The organism is Brevibacillus antibioticus, from assembly GCF_005217615.1.
GTDB lineage: Bacteria > Bacillota > Bacilli > Brevibacillales > Brevibacillaceae > Brevibacillus > Brevibacillus antibioticus.
The window spans coordinates 3,258,679-3,274,324 of record NZ_SZNK01000001.1 but is presented as its reverse complement, the minus strand read 5'-3'; the positions used below and the strand labels follow the sequence as shown (position 1 = coordinate 3,274,324).

The 15,646-nt window shown below is 49.8% G+C and carries 17 protein-coding genes and 1 pseudogene; 15 read left to right on the top strand and 3 right to left on the bottom strand.

The window, feature by feature from the left end; all coding sequences use genetic code 11:
• The first annotated feature begins 92 nt into the window (after positions 1 to 92).
• The gene (hrpB, locus tag E8L90_RS15265; protein WP_137030129.1) at positions 93 to 2,594 is read left to right on the top strand and encodes an ATP-dependent helicase HrpB; all 2,502 of its coding nucleotides are present in this window, start codon (positions 93 to 95) and stop codon (positions 2,592 to 2,594) included.
• Between the two features lie 252 nt (positions 2,595 to 2,846).
• Here hrpB and bluB read toward each other — a convergent pair whose 3' ends face one another.
• Positions 2,847 to 3,500 (bottom strand): 5,6-dimethylbenzimidazole synthase, encoded by a 654-nt coding sequence (gene bluB / locus E8L90_RS15260; protein WP_137030128.1) that lies wholly within the window; start codon positions 3,498 to 3,500, stop codon positions 2,847 to 2,849.
• A 137-nt stretch (positions 3,501 to 3,637) separates the two neighbouring features.
• On the opposite strand from bluB, the gene E8L90_RS15255 reads away from it, so the two are divergent.
• From E8L90_RS15255 to E8L90_RS15235, 5 genes and pseudogenes are all read left to right on the top strand, one after another.
• Positions 3,638 to 4,321 (top strand): response regulator transcription factor, encoded by a 684-nt coding sequence (locus E8L90_RS15255; protein WP_137030127.1) that lies wholly within the window; start codon positions 3,638 to 3,640, stop codon positions 4,319 to 4,321.
• Positions 4,287 to 5,720: a HAMP domain-containing sensor histidine kinase gene (locus E8L90_RS15250; RefSeq protein ID WP_137030126.1), complete on the top strand. Its 1,434-nt coding sequence runs from the start codon at positions 4,287 to 4,289 to the stop codon at positions 5,718 to 5,720. Before E8L90_RS15255 ends, E8L90_RS15250 begins: the two co-directional genes overlap by 35 nt.
• A gap of 75 nt (positions 5,721 to 5,795) precedes the next feature.
• Positions 5,796 to 6,038: an efflux RND transporter periplasmic adaptor subunit gene (locus E8L90_RS15245; protein WP_244297237.1), complete on the top strand. Its 243-nt coding sequence runs from the start codon at positions 5,796 to 5,798 to the stop codon at positions 6,036 to 6,038.
• Positions 6,039 to 6,064: 26 nt separating this feature from the next.
• Positions 6,065 to 6,447 (top strand): annotated as a pseudogene (locus E8L90_RS15240) (ABC transporter permease); the annotation flags it as partial.
• A 52-nt stretch (positions 6,448 to 6,499) separates the two neighbouring features.
• Positions 6,500 to 6,715, top strand: coding sequence for a hypothetical protein (locus tag E8L90_RS15235; protein ID WP_137030125.1), 216 nt, complete (start codon positions 6,500 to 6,502; stop codon positions 6,713 to 6,715).
• 372 nt (positions 6,716 to 7,087) lie between these two features.
• Here E8L90_RS15235 and E8L90_RS15230 read toward each other — a convergent pair whose 3' ends face one another.
• Positions 7,088 to 7,429 carry a hypothetical protein gene (locus E8L90_RS15230; RefSeq protein ID WP_137030124.1) on the bottom strand — a complete coding sequence of 114 codons (342 nt, stop codon included), beginning with the start codon at positions 7,427 to 7,429 and terminating at the stop codon, positions 7,088 to 7,090.
• Positions 7,430 to 7,644: 215 nt separating this feature from the next.
• Between E8L90_RS15230 and E8L90_RS15225 the strand changes: the two genes are divergently transcribed.
• Genes E8L90_RS15225 through mscL form a run of 3 tightly spaced genes read left to right on the top strand, consistent with a single transcriptional unit; the run spans position 7,645 to position 9,909 of the window.
• The gene (locus E8L90_RS15225; protein ID WP_137030123.1) at positions 7,645 to 8,493 is read left to right on the top strand and encodes a nucleoside hydrolase; all 849 of its coding nucleotides are present in this window, start codon (positions 7,645 to 7,647) and stop codon (positions 8,491 to 8,493) included.
• 5 nt (positions 8,494 to 8,498) lie between these two features.
• On the top strand, positions 8,499 to 9,431 hold the full coding sequence (locus E8L90_RS15220; RefSeq protein ID WP_137030122.1) for a nucleoside hydrolase: 933 nt from the start codon (positions 8,499 to 8,501) through the stop codon (positions 9,429 to 9,431).
• Between the two features lie 13 nt (positions 9,432 to 9,444).
• Complete coding sequence (gene mscL, locus E8L90_RS15215; protein ID WP_137030121.1) at positions 9,445 to 9,909, top strand: large conductance mechanosensitive channel protein MscL; 465 nt, start codon at positions 9,445 to 9,447, stop codon at positions 9,907 to 9,909.
• Between the two features lie 36 nt (positions 9,910 to 9,945).
• On the opposite strand, the gene E8L90_RS15210 is transcribed toward mscL, so the two are convergent.
• Positions 9,946 to 10,719, bottom strand: coding sequence for a YheC/YheD family protein (locus tag E8L90_RS15210; RefSeq protein ID WP_137033463.1), 774 nt, complete (start codon positions 10,717 to 10,719; stop codon positions 9,946 to 9,948).
• A 173-nt stretch (positions 10,720 to 10,892) separates the two neighbouring features.
• Here E8L90_RS15210 and E8L90_RS15205 point away from each other — a divergent pair, with 173 nt between their 5' ends.
• The 6 genes from E8L90_RS15205 to E8L90_RS15185 all read left to right on the top strand — a co-directional run bounded on the left by E8L90_RS15205 (position 10,893) and on the right by E8L90_RS15185 (position 15,617).
• On the top strand, positions 10,893 to 11,717 hold the full coding sequence (locus tag E8L90_RS15205) for a DUF6597 domain-containing transcriptional factor (protein ID WP_244297235.1): 825 nt from the start codon (positions 10,893 to 10,895) through the stop codon (positions 11,715 to 11,717).
• A gap of 76 nt (positions 11,718 to 11,793) precedes the next feature.
• Positions 11,794 to 12,159, top strand: coding sequence for an MmcQ/YjbR family DNA-binding protein (locus E8L90_RS15200; RefSeq protein WP_137030119.1), 366 nt, complete (start codon positions 11,794 to 11,796; stop codon positions 12,157 to 12,159).
• Positions 12,160 to 12,164: 5 nt separating this feature from the next.
• Positions 12,165 to 12,542, top strand: coding sequence for a VOC family protein (locus E8L90_RS15195; RefSeq protein WP_137030118.1), 378 nt, complete (start codon positions 12,165 to 12,167; stop codon positions 12,540 to 12,542).
• 180 nt (positions 12,543 to 12,722) lie between these two features.
• Positions 12,723 to 12,851, top strand: a complete 129-nt coding sequence (locus E8L90_RS31120; protein ID WP_279633655.1) for a hypothetical protein — start codon at positions 12,723 to 12,725, stop codon at positions 12,849 to 12,851.
• Between the two features lie 38 nt (positions 12,852 to 12,889).
• Positions 12,890 to 14,305, top strand: coding sequence for an FAD-binding oxidoreductase (locus E8L90_RS15190; protein WP_137030117.1), 1,416 nt, complete (start codon positions 12,890 to 12,892; stop codon positions 14,303 to 14,305).
• Positions 14,298 to 15,617, top strand: coding sequence for a (Fe-S)-binding protein (locus E8L90_RS15185; RefSeq protein ID WP_137030116.1), 1,320 nt, complete (start codon positions 14,298 to 14,300; stop codon positions 15,615 to 15,617). Before E8L90_RS15190 ends, E8L90_RS15185 begins: the two co-directional genes overlap by 8 nt.
• Positions 15,618 to 15,646 lie beyond the last annotated feature (29 nt).

Below are 15,646 nucleotides of genomic sequence, written 5' to 3'. Positions count from 1 at the left end.
TATTCAGTCATTTTTGTTTGCGATACACATTCATCCGATATGCTTGTATCGTGTATGATGAAAAGGGATGATTGCTCGTATGAGGTGAAAACATGAATGCATTGCCGATAAATGAAGTATTGCCCGAGCTGGTAAACACGCTGCGCAAAGAGACAAACGCAGTATTGGTCGCTGCTCCGGGTGCAGGGAAGACGACGCGGGTACCACTGGCCTTGCGGGAAGAAGCTTGGTTACAAAATCGCCGAATTGTGATGCTGGTCCCACGCCGACTGGCCGCACGTCAAGCCGCTGCCTACATGGCTGCCTTGCTGGGAGAAGAAGTTGGACAAACAGTCGGGTACCGGGTCAAGCGTGAATCAAGAGTAGGTCCAGGCACTCGGATTGAAGTGATGACAGAAGGAATTTTAACGAGAATGCTACAGGATGATCCGGAGCTATCTGACGTCGGTCTTGTTATTTTCGATGAGTTCCATGAACGAAATTTGCACGCGGATTTGGGGCTGGCCCTTAGTCTTCAGGCACAAAGCTTGTTTCGAGAGGACCTGCGAATTCTCGTGATGTCCGCTACGCTCGATGCTGAGCCCGTGGCAGCCTTGCTGGGGAATGCTCCCGTTGTCAGTAGTGAAGGCAGGATGTTTCCGGTGGAGACGCACTTATTGTCTTCCCCGATACAGGGGCGTCTGGAGGAAGCGGTTGTGCAGATGATCTCCCATGCGTTGAGACAAGAAGGAGATATGCTCGTCTTTTTACCGGGAGCCAAAGAAATTCACAGGGTGCAAGGGTTGCTTGAACAAAGCGGTGTCGGCACGAACATACGGATTGCGCCTCTTTACGGAAATTTGTCGCAGGAGGAACAAGATAAGGCGATCCAGCCCGGGAAAACAGGGGAGCGCAAAATTGTTCTTGCTACCACTATTGCCGAGACGAGCTTGACTGTCGAGGGTGTGCGCATCGTGATTGATAGTGGATTAAAACGGGTCCCGCGCTTTTCTCCGCGAACAGGGATGACGAGACTGGAGACTGCAAAGGTATCGAGGGCATCTGCTGACCAACGCCGAGGAAGGGCTGGACGTCTTGCACCCGGGGTCTGCTTTCGATTGTGGACAGAGCAAGAAGATCGCATGCTCATACCACAGCAGGCACCTGAAATCATGGAAGCGGATCTGGCTGTGCTCGCATTAGAGCTGGCTTTGTGGGGAGTCGGGTCGTCGGACGAGCTGGATTGGCTGAATCCCCCGCCGAAGCCAGCGATGGCACAGGCTCAAGAGCTGCTGCTCCAACTGGGTGCATTAGATGAGCGGAAGCAGATCACAGCACATGGACGAGCGCTTGCTGGAATGGCTGTGCATCCGAGATTGGGTCACATGATTCAGAAAGCGAATGAGCTGGGGGAAGGTGAGCTAGCTTGCGAGCTTGCTGTTCTCTTGGAAGAAAGAGATATTGTGAGGGGGCGCCAAGCGTCAGCAGATGCGGATATCCGTACGCGTGTTGAATTACTTCGTCGGGTAGGAAATAAACAGAGTGGTATAACGGAGCTTCCGATTGATGTAGGAGCATGCCAAAGACTTTGGAAGGAGGCGGCTCATTTCAAACGGGTATGGGCAAACAACCAGTCTGCTGGCACTTCCACTCGTACAGAAGCGACGGGAAGACTGCTGGCGTTTGCGTACCCGGACCGGATTGCCCAGCGAAGGGCAGATGGACGTTATTTGCTTCGCAATGGGCGTGGGGCGGCTTTTTCCGTGCAGCAACCACTGGCTGCTTCGCTGTATATTGTGGCAGCAGAACTCGATGATCAAGGTGCAGATAGTCGGATATTACTGGCGGCTAGCGTGGAAGAAAGCGAGCTGTTGAAGGATTGTGCGATGCAGATTACGGAACGAATGAACGTATGGTGGGAGCATTCAGCTGGGGTAGTTCGCAGCCGCAAGCAAAAACGGTTGGGCGCGATCCTGTTGGCGGATATGCCTGCGGAGTCTTCGCCAGATGAGGTGTTAACAGCGTTTTTGGACGGAATTAAAGATGAAGGCTTGGAGATTTTGCCGTGGAATCGGCAGGCGAGACAGTATCGGGAGCGTTTGCTATTTATGCATCGTCTGGAGGAAGGCTGGCCGAATGTGGAAGATGAGGCACTGCTTACCACCCTGGAGGAATGGCTCGCTCCTCATGTGTATGGTTTGAAGAGAAAGGAAGACCTGCAGTCGCTGTCAGTGACGACGTTGATAGAGAGTATGTTGTCATGGGAGAAGCGCAGACAACTAGACGAATACGCTCCGACTCATGTGATCGTCCCGAGCGGTTCCAAAATTCCTGTCGATTACAGCGATCCAGCGGCACCGGTGCTTTCGGTCCGGCTACAGGAGTTGTTTGGTTGGAAAGACTCTCCGAGAATAGGCAGAGGCAGAGTACCACTGACATTGCATCTGCTTTCACCAGCGCATCGTCCGGTACAAGTGACACGGGACTTGGCGAGCTTTTGGGCACATGCGTATTTTGAGGTGAAAAAGGATTTAAAGGGACGTTATCCCAAGCATTACTGGCCGGATGATCCGCTAGCGGCCATTCCGACAAATCGGACACGTCCACGTATATAAATCAATTCGCTAGGTATATTCGGGCAGAGAGGAAGGGCTTTGCGTCAGGTGAAATTTCCCATTTTGCTAGTTCCATGTTCGTGAGTCACGTCAATTGTGAAACCTTCCTTGTATCCTAGCACGTCAGGAAGATACCGTGAATCACGTACTACCCCCTCCGTTTCTCTGGGCTGCCTGTTAATCAGGCGGTCTTTTTTTGTGAAAAAAGGGTGCCGCAGTAGCAGCGCCCTTGCTTTCTTACAGGGTCAAGGCTTACGCTTTATTTCCCCATTGCTCCCGATAAATCAACTGTTGTAGGTCCTCGCGTTGTCTCCATTGGTGCAGCTCCAAGAGTGGACGTTCCGGATAATGATCCGTGTAGCCGATCGACAGCAATGCGACCGGATCGATATGCGGCGGTATGTTCAGGATACGACGCACGTCTGCTTTCTTATAAAAACTGACCCAGCCCATCGCCAAATCTTCTGCGTAGGCTGCCAACCACATGTTTTGGATCGCACAGCTGACCGACATAATATCTGTTTCCGGGATGGAATTGCGTCCGAGTACATGGTCTCCGCCACGTGTAGGATCACAAGTGACACAGATGGTGACAGGCGCTTCCTTGATCCCTTGAATTTTCAACTCCAAAAAGGTCGATTCTCGTCCCGTTCCTTCGTAGTGGATGGCAAGCGCCCGGCGTTCTTTATCCGCAGACTCTGCGAGAGCTTGTTTGGTTGCGTCGTCTTCCACCAGGACAAAATTCCAAGGCTGCATGAATCCGACAGAAGGAGCATGGTGGGCAGCAGCCAAGATCATGGCGAGCTTTTCCGGGGCGACAGGATCTGGGCGAAAGGTACGAATATCGCGACGATTGCTGATGGCTTTATACAAACCGTTTTTTTCTTCCGCGGTTAAGCGTTTCATGAGAAAACCCTCCCTATTTGTATTCAGGTCTCTTTATTTTACTTTTAAAGTATGCTTCCTTCCAGACATCAGCTTGACATATTCATGTCCTACGCTAAAGGGGAGAGTAGTCCGAGCAGAGGGGAGAGAGTACCAGCATGCAAAACATCTTAATCGTGGAAGACGAGCTACCTATCTCTCGAGTATTGAAGGCGTATTTGGAAAAAAACGACTTTCAGGTCGAACAGGCATTTAACGGGGAGGAAGCAGAGCGGAAGTTTGATTCACTCAATCCTGCTCTCGTTTTGCTGGATGTGATGCTGCCTGGACGAAGCGGATGGAGTATTCTTGAATACATTCGGGCGAAAAGCTCGTGTCCTGTCATCATGCTGACAGCGTTGGGACAAATCGATAACAAGCTGGCGGGCTTGAACAAAGGCGCCGATGACTATATCACCAAACCTTTTATTGCCGACGAAGTGATCGCTCGCGTACATGCAGTATTACGTCGCTCGAAACAGTTGATAGAAGGCAATCCTGGGAAGCAGTTTGGCAGTCTGAAAGTCGACTTCAAGGCGTATTCTGTCATGCTGCACGGCATCGAACTGGCGTTTACGCCAAAGGACTTGTGCCTCTTTCTATTTTTGGCGCAGTACAAAAACCAGACGTTCACCAGAGAACAGCTCATCGAGCAGGTGTGGGGGATGGATTACGAAGGAAGTGATCGTGCAGTAGACCTCGCCATCAAACGCATCCGGCGATCTTTGGAGAATTGGCCGACATCTGAAGGAGAAATCCGTACCTATCGTGGCTTGGGCTACAAGCTGTGTGTATATGAGTGAGAAAAAACGCACCTCTTTGTTTCGGTATTGGACGACGCGATACTTAATCATCTTGTGTATCGGCCTTTTCGTGATCGGGATTGCATCCAGCTACTGGATTTCTTATAGCGAGACACAAAAACGCCTTGATTTTATGAGACTGATGGCAGCGGAAGTAGCGGATCGGGTCGTTGATGCGGAAGGCAGGGTGAAAATGGCTCCGTTCTTGTTTCGTATTGTGGACAGTCGCCAGGCGTCACTCGGAGTCAATTACAAGCCAATCATGATGATCTTAGATGAACACAAACAACCAGTATTTGGCGTACCTGGTCCTTTTTCTGGGGAACTGAAGCGCATCGCACCTGAACTGGTGGAAGCGGATGACAGTCTGTCACAGTTTGAGCTTGCGCGAGGCGATGAAGTGCTTTTCGTGAAGGAAAGCATTGAGGTTGATGAGCGAGTGGTTGGGTGGGTCATGCTGTTCACCCCACAAAAACAGCTGATACGTAGCATGACCGAATTCCACTTGCTCGGGATCATGCTTCTAGGTCTCGGTTTGCTTGGCTGGCTCGTGATTTATTTGTTGACGAAAAAACTGTCTCAGCCGATTCAGGATGTGGCGGACGCTGCCAAGCAAATCGTGCTGGGAAACTACGAAATTCAATTGGATAAAGACAAGCGCGAACAAGAAGTGTATGAACTGATCCATTCCTTTGAAGAAATGGCAGAGCGATTGAGGCTGCTAGAAATGATGCGTACCGAGCTATTGGCAGGGGTGACCCATGAACTCAAAACACCTGTTACGTCCATCAGTGGGCTGGTACAAGCCGTGAGGGAAGAGGTTGTGAGCGGTGAGGAAGCCAAGGAGTTTTTGGATATTTGTACGAAGGAAACGGCACGTCTGCAAAAGATGGTGGAGGATTTGCTCGATTTTAACTCTTTTGCAGTAGGTGACATTCGCATTCGTAGGCAACCTCAAAACATGCAGGAGCTGATCCGGGAAATTACGCACCAATGGAAAATTGTGCAGGAAGAAGATAAGCTCAGCTTGCACATCGAAAATACCTCTGATCCGATCAGGGTAGATACCGATCCGCTGCGTGTGCAGCAAATCATGTACAATCTCCTAAACAATGCAGCCCAAGCGATGGAATCGGAGGGGCAGATTGTCGTGTCGCTAACTGCATCAGCAGATGAGGTTCGCATTGACGTGAAGGACAATGGACGAGGGATACCAATCGAAGAACAGTCTTTGATTTTTGAGCGGTTCTACCGAGGCGAGGACAAGAAGCATATCGTCCGCGGGCTGGGGCTCGGCTTGTCTTTTAGTAGAATGATTGCCCAAGCGTTAGGCGGTAGGTTGATTCTGACGGAGAGTACAGCGTCAGGCAGCACCTTCACGTTGATTTTGCGCAAATAAAACATACATGATCCAAAAAACGACCTGGTTCTCTGGTCGTTTTTTACCCCCAAAACCGCGCAGGCCGCTTTTCAAGTGGAGACGGTAAAAAGGGGAGACATCTCAGAAGTCGTGCAGGCATCAGGCAATGTCCAGGCTTCCAAACGCTCGTCTCTCTCGTTTTCTGATGCAGAAGAAGCCAAGGATGCGATCTCTACCATTCAGGTCGGTGTTGGTGATGCTGTGAAGGCAGGGCAAGTTCTGGCTACGATGGACGATTCCGTAGCGAGAATCCAGGTGACCAATGCGGAAGCGCCGTCAATCAGACAGACATTTTAAGTACAGCACAGTCCGTATCCAGCTCGATGACCGCGCTTTTATCTGGTATTGCCGCGATCTCGCTGATTGTTGGTGGGATCGGCGTAATGAACATTATGCTTGTATCTGTCACGGAGCGGACACGGGAGATCGGGATTCGCAAGGCGATTGGAGCCAAGCGGGGAGATATTCTCCGTCAGTTTTTGATCGAAGCGGTTACGCTTAGCCTGATTGACGGGGTAATTGGCATTGCCTTAGGGGTAGGGGCTGCGTTTTTGGTTAGCAAGCTCGGTCAGTGGCGACCTCAATTAGCTTGTCGCCGATCATGTATGCGTTTTTGACATCTACACTGGTTGGTGTCATTTTTGGTGTGTATCCGGCGAGAAAAGCAGCACAGCTCAAACCAATTGACGCACTGCGGTATGAGTGAGTGTGTAATTTTTCCAATCCGGGCATACTAGCCGTGAGAGGTGTTGGTGCTGATGGAAAAAAGCGTTCAATTTTCCGTACCATGGCGAGAAGCGACACGTATTGTGAAAAGGATCAAAACAAGCAAATTGCGTTATTTCGTCAGACAACAAGAGGGAAAGACTAGTGTTGCGTTTGTCTTTCCTCACGTTAGCGTCAGCCAATATGTCTATTTGTATATCATTTTTGGACCGCGAGCTGCTGATGTGCTCAACAACGATAGCAAATAGAATGATCCCTGATGGCCTAAAGCAGGCGTCAGGGATTTGTAATAATTCACAGGAAAACAAAACCTGACACTTTTCGATAGGACCGTTTCATAGTACAATTCCAATATGAACGAACTTGGGGAAGTTCGGGATGGCGGCACCCAATCTGTGCAGAAGGGCCGCCTCTTTTTTTGCTATTGGACAAATGCTCGTTTTCGACAGCATTTTTATTTATAGGATTTAATAGGTACAATTACCTAAATATACAGCTAGAGTGAATGAGTAGTTGGATATAAAATAAGCTTATTCACGTGAATACAACGTACTACTCTCTCCCAAGATTTGATCTTGGGGCTTTTTTTTGTTCAAAATGCATGAAAAAAAAGCCGTTTCTCATGACGGCTCTGTTGTCGATAGGGTAGGTTGAAAGCTTCCTTTCAGCAAGGCATCAATCAATTGCTCCTGTGTGAGAGAAATCGTGATGCCCATTCCAGGCAGATCGACAGAAAAAACATTCTCTCGGTACAAATACCAGAGATCGCCTGTCGGCTCGATGGAATAAGCATGTATATTTTTCTGTGAATGCTGGCCTGCCTTTTGGAGTTCCCGCAACGCTGTAAATAGTTCTCCCCAAACAGGCAGATAAGGCTTCGTTTGGTGCAGCACAATCGCTTGGATCAGTTGGTTTTTCACGAGAGAAATAGCATCCATGGTTGAGTGGTTCAACGAGGGCATGACCGTTATACTCCTTTTGCATGGCTTGGCGCATTAGTCTTGTGTGATGGCGATTTTTGTCGAAGTTAGAATAAGTGTAAAAGAGTTATCTGTTCGATGCAAGCGAAGTTGAGGTAGAGATGAGCATTTGGATATTTGACGGTTGCTCTTGATTTGGATAGCATAGGAAAAGCGGTTTTGACAAATGGCAATAGCGAGAAGCGGGAGATGAGATTGTGGCAAAAAAACACCGGTTGATTATTGAGTTTTGCGGTGGATTTGGACAAGGGCTAGCCTTGCTGTATGCTTTGCGGTCGCCTGATGTTCAAGTGGCAGGAATCATTTGCAGAGACACGCAGTCAAGCTTGGTTGGCAAGCTGATTGAGTTTGCACAGCCAGGCTATGAAATTCCAATTGTTACAGGTGCCAAGCAGCCGCTTTTCTCGGGAACGGTTGAGAAGACCACCTCGGAAGGTGTACGGCTCCTTACAGGAAACGCTCGGGATGAGGAAAGTGACTTGACGCTCGTGACGTTTGATCGTTTGACGACGCTAGCTTTGGCTGTCACGCGTGATCCACTGCTGGCGCGTAAATTTACGAGAATCGTTGTGCAGGGCGGAGCGATACGCGTACCAGGAGACGTAACGGCTATTGCGGAAACAAACATGCATGGTGATCCGGAAGCAGCTGCGGTCGTTTTGGCAGCCCGCTTGCCGCTTGTGCTTGTTCCGTTAGATACAACCGGCTCGTTTCGTTTGAAGGAAGAGCAAGTACATACGCTGGGAAGTTTCGCACAAGCAGTGGGCTTGATCGATAGAACGACGATGTCAGACGTGCAGTTCACCACTTCTGCTCGTGTGCTCCATGCATGCGTAGCGATGCTCGCGGCTCTCTCACCTGATAAGAGTCGGACGGAAGAGATGAAACTCTCGGTCGAATGCAAAAGTGAATGGTCTCGTGGCGCCATTCTAGCCGATTTACGTGCGAAACCGAGTGTAGGAACCGATACGACTGTATGTGTTGAGGTAGAGATGGCTGAGGCAGAGCGCTTTTTGCAAACCGTTTTGGATCAGGGAGGGGTATAACCGCCATGGAAAAAATCATTTTGGATGTAGATACCGGGATTGATGATGCGATGGCGATTGCTTATGCCGTTCACTCGCCTGCTCTTGAAGTGTGTGGGATTACCACGACTTTTGGCAATATCACGGTGGAGGAAGCAACACGCAATACCTTACAGGTGCTCGAGCTGCTGGGTGCGTCTGAGATTCCTGTCTATCAGGGGGCATCGAAGCCGATTGTTCGCGAGCTTACTGGAAAAGCAAGGCTGTTCCACGGTGAAAACGGGCTAGGCAATGTCGTCCTTCCAGATCCATCGACAAAGGCTCAGCCACAGAGTGCCACACAATTTCTCATCTCTACGATAAAGGAAAATCCTCACGAAGTGACACTCGTGACCGTCGGGAGCATGGCCAATTTGGCGCAGGCGATTATGGCTTCTCCAGAAATCGTATCCCTTGTCAAACGAGTGGTCGTGATGGGAGGAGCTATAACGGTGCCGGGGAATCGCACGCCTGTAGCGGAGGCGAATATTTGCGCCGATCCGGAAGCCGCAGCGTACATCTTCCAGTCTGGTATTCCCGTGACGCTCGTAGGCCTGGATGTGACGATGCAAACGCTGCTTACCCGCGAACACTTGCAGGAATGGAGAGCGAAGGATACACGCTTAAGTCATTTTTTCGCGGATATGTGTGAGGTGTACATGGATGCCTACGCAACAGTGGGCAATTTGCGCGGCTGCGGTCTGCATGATCCGTTGGCGGTAGGTGTCGTCATTGATCCGACGTTTGTGAAGTCAGTCCCGATGCATGTTGCGGTAGATACATCCGGGGGAGCCAGTGATGCCCGTACGATTGGAGACAGACGGGAACATCCAGCACAGTCGCCGAATGTGGACGTATACCTGGAGGTTGATCATGAACGCTTTGTCAGCCATTTTTTACAATATGTTTTAGGTGAGTAAGGAGGAAGTCATTATGTTAAAAGAGTTTAAAGAGTTTGCGTTAAAGGGAAACGTGATGGATCTCGCTGTCGGTGTCGTGATCGGTGGGGCTTTTGGGAAAATTGTGACCTCACTCGTTAATGACATTATTACCCCATTGATCGGATTGCTTCTAGGCAAGGTGGATTTCTCCGGCTTGTTCATCAATTTGAGCGGGGTTCCTCATAAGACACTCGCCGAAGCAAAAGAAGCACATGCTGCGACGCTGAACTACGGGTTGTTCCTCAACTCTGTGATTGATTTTGTCATTATTGCCTTCTCCATTTTTATCGTCATCAAGCAGCTCAACCGTTTCAAACGCAAGCAAGAAGTGGAGCAAGCGCCTGTAACGACCAAAGAGTGCCCGCATTGCATCTCCGCGATTCCGATCAAGGCTACGCGCTGCCCGAACTGCACCTCCATGCTGGAGACAAAAGGAACGACATTGGCACACGAATAAGACATATTCAGGAATCAGACAAACAGAGGAGGGCGATTATGCCTTCCTCTGTTTTCGTTTCACGCGGTTTTTATACTGATAGTGAAGTCTTTTAATCGTATGATAATAGGTCTTGTCTTTGAGCTTGGCAAACAGCCCATGGGATGGAAAGTCGTAATTGACCTCAATAATGGAGAGGTTTCCAGTTTTATCAATAGCAAAATCGACGCCGATTTGCGCACTGTGCCGATATTTATTAAAGTGGGCACATACACGGTGACTGATTTGGATCAACAAAGAGACGATCCCTTTTATCTTGTCGGGTGTGACAGCTCCGGACTTTTTCAAGGCATGCGGGACTGTTACGGCATATCCGCCGCCGCGAGCGACATTGGTAATAATACTGTCGGCACCAGCTACCTTAGCTAGCATGCCAGCATATTGCCATTTGCCCAGGCCATTGCGCATCATCATGACGCGAATATCAAAGGGACGAGCGTCGATTTCAGCTAAATCCAGCCCTTTTTGTATGACATAATTTTTTTCTGTACACTGCACGGCAAGCTGCTGCTTCAAGTCAGCTAAAGAATTTGCTTGCACAGGCTCTCCGCGCTCCTTCACAAATTGATAGTCCCCACGATCTGTTTTCCAGACACGAATAATGCCTTTCCCCATATGGGTTCTCGTTGGTTTGATATAGACGGTAGAATACTTCGCTAAATACGAGTCCAAGTTTGCGGGCTGATATAAAGCAGTAGGCGGCAGGTAAGGACGAATGTAAGGACTTTCTGAAAAGAACTGATGAAGGCTCCACTTGGAGGAGGAGATCACATCATGCACCTCACTTTACGAAAAATCCATTCGTCCCAGCATATGCAGAAGTGTTCGCGACCGTTTTTATTTTAACAAGGGACGTTTTTCAAAAATGGCTAAGGGCGTAAGAAGGAGTTAAAGGATTATGGGGGAATATATGTTCTAATCATAGGACAAGGATGGCGAAAATCATGAGGCAATTCCGTCCGGTGCAACCTCCGACTCTGCAACGAGCGAGCGCCCAAAATGCCTATCACTATCAGGAGTACATGCCCAGCAAATGTCTGGTGAACGATATCGCCTGCTACTGGACCTCAGAATACGACGGTAAAGGGATAGCATCCGCAAGCCGGGTCATACCCGATGGATGCGTCGATATCATTTTCAATCTCGATGCCACTTCCTATCAGAAGGGGGCATTTCTAACGGGACTGATGAGGACGTATGAGGTGATCCCATTGACTGAACCACAATCCATGATTGGCATCCGATTTTACGCGGAGGGAGCAGCTCGCTTTTTGCGCTACCCTGTCGCCGTGATCAATGGACATCATCCGAATCTGGAAGACATCTGGGGTAAAGAGGCGAATGAGGTGATAGAAGGCTTGCTCGAAGCTTCCAATACGGCGGAGCGGATCGCTTTTTTGGAGCGGGAGCTTATCAAACGATTGTGGAGGGATGATCGAGCAGACCCGTTGCTATTGACCAGCATGAACTATTTATATGAATACAGAGGAAATCTTTCCATGACAGCGCTCGCTGAGAAAGTGAATTACAGCGAGAGAACCTTGCGCAGGACGTTTCAACAACAATTGGGTATGAGCCCGAAGGAACTGGGCCGAATCATTCAATTTCAAGGGCTGCTGCAAATGCTGGCTAAGGGAACTCGCACTTCGTTTACAGATGCAGCTCTCCAATGTGGCTATTACGATCAGTCGCACTTGATCAAAAGCTTTCACACTTTTTATGGTGTAGCTCCAAGTAAAATGATTTCGCCAAATCGTGCGAATGAATAGTCTTTAAAAGTTGTCCGTTTTTTACAATCTTCTTTTGTCGAGACGCGTTACCCTAAAGAAAGGATGGTGAATTCATGTGAATGAACACACATTAGATACATACTGCCGGAAGCAGCCCGGTGCCACCCATGACTATCAGATGGATTGGGAATGCGATCGCTACCATGTCGGAGGCAAAATATTTGCCATGATCGGAGGCGATTCCAAAGGTGTTCGCATCCTCACCGTAAAATGCGATCCGATGCGTGCGGAGGAATTGCGCGTGACCTACGAAGGGATCGTACCCGGCTATCACATGAATAAGTCCCATTGGAATTCTGTTTACCTGGACGCTGATATTCCCGAAGGCTTATGGGAAAGGATGATCGAGCATGCGTACGGAACGGTGCTCCAAAAACTGCCCAAGCGCGTCCAGCAAGAAATCATGAGCGAACAGGAGTGAGTGATGTGGGAATCAAGCTTGATATGGTAGGGATTGTTGTACAGGACATGAAAAAAGCGTTGGATTTCTATCGGGTACTCGGTTTCGATATTCCCGAGGGAGCAAATGAAGAGCCGCATGTGGAGGTAGCGCAGGACGGTTTTCGTCTGGCCTTTGATACAATGGAAGTTGCCAAGGGTGTGTATGGAGGATGGGAAGCACCTGTCGGGCATCGGATTGAGCTGGCTTTTTTGTGTGAGGATGCAGCGGCGCTTGATGCGTTGTATACGAAAATCATTTCCCATGGCTACGAGAGTCACCGTGAGCCGTGGGATGCGTTTTGGGGCCAGCGGTATGCCATTGTGAAGGACCCGGATGGGAACCTGATCAGTTTGTTTGCGTAATACGATCCTTAAATAGGAAGACAAGCCGAGCCTTTGTAAAAGAGGTTCGGCTTGTTTGCGTTATTATTTCGAGTAATAAAATTTAATGTATATCGGTTGAAATGTGTAATTTTACTGCATATAATATGTGTGATAATAGGAGTGAAATTTCAGATAATTAATAAATAGGGGTTTCGAAGAATGTACCATAAATACGATGTGACCAAACGTGGTGTGGTCGTAGGACTGGAAGTATTGACCGGATCGGGCAGGGAAGAGGCCACTCGTCTGTTGAATGTTACCAATGGAAGAATCAGGGGACCGATTTAGCAGTTGGACTAAGTTGTTGGGAAAGGATGGGAGATTCCATGCTGCCAGAATCCATTCGCGAAGAGCTGCGTGCCATCGTCGGAGAGAAAAACTGTCTCGATAAACAGGAAGCATTAGTTGCCTATTCGTATGACGCGACGCCGATGCAGCAAGCATTGCCGGATGTGGTCGTCATGCCGAAGAGCACAGACGAAGTCCAACAGGTCATGCGAGTTGCAGCACGACACCACATCTCTGTTGTGACGCGTGGAGCTGGCTCCAATCTATGCGGCGGAACGATACCAGTCGGTGGCGGGATTGTCTTGGTGTTGAGCCGGATGAATCAGATCGTAGAGATTGACGAGCAAAATTTGACGATTACGGTGCAGCCGGGGGTCCGAACGGTCGACATCCATCAGGCGGTAGAGGCACTCGGTTTGTTTTACCCACCCGATCCAGGCAGTATGGTCATCTCCACGATTGGCGGGAATATTGCGCTTAATTCGGGTGGACTGCGCGGGTTGAAGTACGGAACAACCAAGGATTACGTGCTGGGTCTCGAAGCTGTGTTGCCGAACGGAGAAGTCATTCGTACCGGGGGCAAGCTGATGAAGGATGTGGCGGGTTATGATCTGACCAAGCTCTTGGTCGGTAGCGAGGGCACATTAGCGATCATTACCGAGGCTATTCTCAAGCTGATTCCGAAGCCGCAGACACAGCGAGTGATGCTTGCGATGTTCGCAGATATGGCACAGGCGGCGAGGTCTGTTTCCGATATCATTGCCAATCGTATCATCCCTGGCACGCTTGAATTTCTCGATCAGGGCACGATCCGTGTTGTCGAGGATTTCAAACAGATCGGGCTTCCGACAAATGTGGCGGCAATTCTCCTGATCGGTCAGGACGGAGAGCCGCAGACAGTCGAACGGGACATGGAGCAGATTGCTGCTATTTGCCAGAAGAATGATGCCGTCCAAATCAAGGTAGCGACGACAGTCGAGGAAGCTGATGAGGTAATGACTGCCAGACGCAGTGCGCTCGCCGCATTGTCACGGATGCGTCCGACGACCATCTTGGAGGACGCAACAGTTCCCCGTGCCGCGATTGCCCCGATGGTCGCCGCAATCCAAGAGATTACAGAGCGTTACGGACTGCAAATTTGCACCTTTGGCCATGCAGGAGACGGCAATTTACATCCGACCTGTATGACAGACGCTCGCAACACGGAAGAGATCGAGCGTGTCGAGCATGCCTTCGAGGAAATTTTCGCGGCGGCAATCGATTTGGGCGGAACGATTACGGGAGAGCATGGTGTAGGAATCGTCAAGGCACCGTATTTGGAGTGGAAGGTAGGGGCCTCAGGTATCGAGATCATGAAAGGCATCAAGCATGCTTTCGATCCTCATAATCTCCTGAACCCTGACAAGATGTTTGCGAAACACTCCCGGAACAGAGTGGTGGTCCAGCGTGCTTAAAGAAGCCTTGGTAAAGAAACTCGATTACGATGAACTGTCCAATTGCATGCGTTGTGGCTTCTGCCAGCCTGCCTGTCCGACCTTTCAGGAAACAGGCTATGAGGCGGCTTCTCCACGAGGTCGCATCGCCTTGATGAAAGCCGTAGCAGACGGTGTCATGGAGCCGGACAAAGATTTCGTCGATCAAATGAATCTGTGTCTAGGCTGCCGGGCATGTGAGCCGGTATGCCCGGCAGGTGTGCAGTACGGTCAGCTGATCGAACAGACGAGAGAAGCGATCGAAGAGGTGCAGGAGCATTCTTGGTGGGTCAAAGCCGTCCGCAAGCTCGCGTTTTTCCACCTGTTTCCTCATCAGAAGCGCATGTACCAGCTCGGCGGACTCTTGCGCTTTTATCAACGCTCAGGTGTGAAAAAAGCCGTTCGCAAGCTGGGGGTGCTGTCCATTCTGCCAAAGCAAATGCGAGAGATGGAAGCGATCATTCCTGAAGCATCTGGAAAAGGTATCGTGGATTTTTTCGGTGGCACGGTTATTCCAGCCGTAGGCGAACGCAAGTATCGTGTTGGAATGTTTCATGGCTGCATCATGGATGTCTTATTCAATGAGACGAATCGCAACACGGTGCGGCTTCTAAGTGAGGCAGGCTGTGAGGTCCTCATCGCTCCAGACCAGGTTTGTTGCGGTGCTCTCCATGCACATAGCGGTGAACGTGAACAGGCTCGCCATCTGGCGCGAAAAAACGTGGCAGCTTTTCACAAGGCTGACGTGGATATCATTGTATCCAATGCAGGTGGTTGCGGTGCGATGCTGCAAGAATACGACCATCTGCTGGCGGAAGATGCCGAATGGCAGGAGAGGGCACAATGGTTCGCTTCACGCGTGAAGGATATTAGCGAGGTGCTTGCACGCCTCGTCGAACCAAAAGAATGGCAGTTATTACCGCAAAGAATCACCTATCAATCCTCCTGTCACCTTCGCAACGGGATGAAGGTGACAAAAGAGCCAGTGAGTCTCTTACAAGCCATTCCGGGAGCCACATACGTACAGCTTCGCGAAGGAGATCGCTGCTGCGGTTCAGCTGGCATTTACAATCTAGTGCAGCCTGAGATGGCCGGGAGCCTTTTGGATGTAAAAATGGGTCATGTAGCGGCTACCCAAGCAGACATTCTCGTGACCTCGAATCCGGGCTGTCTATTGCAAATGAAAGCAGGCATTCATCGAGCTGGACTGGAAGGAAAGATGGAGGCCGTGCACATCGTTGATTTATTGGCACGTGTACAGAAGGAAGAAAAGCCCTTGTCTACCCCTGAGTAAGTGGGGAGGACAAAGGCTTTTTCCGGTTA

Bases quoted from the DNA above. Each gene is read 5' to 3' on its own strand.
- E8L90_RS15235 (WP_137030125.1), top strand. From the start codon at position 6,500: ATGGAAAAAAGCGTTCAATTTTCCGTACCATGGCGAGAAGCGACACGT.
- bluB (WP_137030128.1), bottom strand. From the start codon at position 3,500: ATGAAACGCTTAACCGCGGAAGAAAAAAACGGTTTGTATAAAGCCATC.
- hrpB (WP_137030129.1), top strand. From the start codon at position 93: ATGAATGCATTGCCGATAAATGAAGTATTGCCCGAGCTGGTAAACACG.
- mscL (WP_137030121.1), top strand. From the start codon at position 9,445: ATGTTAAAAGAGTTTAAAGAGTTTGCGTTAAAGGGAAACGTGATGGAT.
- E8L90_RS31120 (WP_279633655.1), top strand. From the start codon at position 12,723: ATGTACCATAAATACGATGTGACCAAACGTGGTGTGGTCGTAGGACTG.
- E8L90_RS15255 (WP_137030127.1), top strand. From the start codon at position 3,638: ATGCAAAACATCTTAATCGTGGAAGACGAGCTACCTATCTCTCGAGTA.
- E8L90_RS15220 (WP_137030122.1), top strand. From the start codon at position 8,499: ATGGAAAAAATCATTTTGGATGTAGATACCGGGATTGATGATGCGATG.
- E8L90_RS15190 (WP_137030117.1), top strand. From the start codon at position 12,890: ATGCTGCCAGAATCCATTCGCGAAGAGCTGCGTGCCATCGTCGGAGAG.
- E8L90_RS15230 (WP_137030124.1), bottom strand. From the start codon at position 7,429: ATGCCCTCGTTGAACCACTCAACCATGGATGCTATTTCTCTCGTGAAA.
- E8L90_RS15205 (WP_244297235.1), top strand. From the start codon at position 10,893: ATGAGGCAATTCCGTCCGGTGCAACCTCCGACTCTGCAACGAGCGAGC.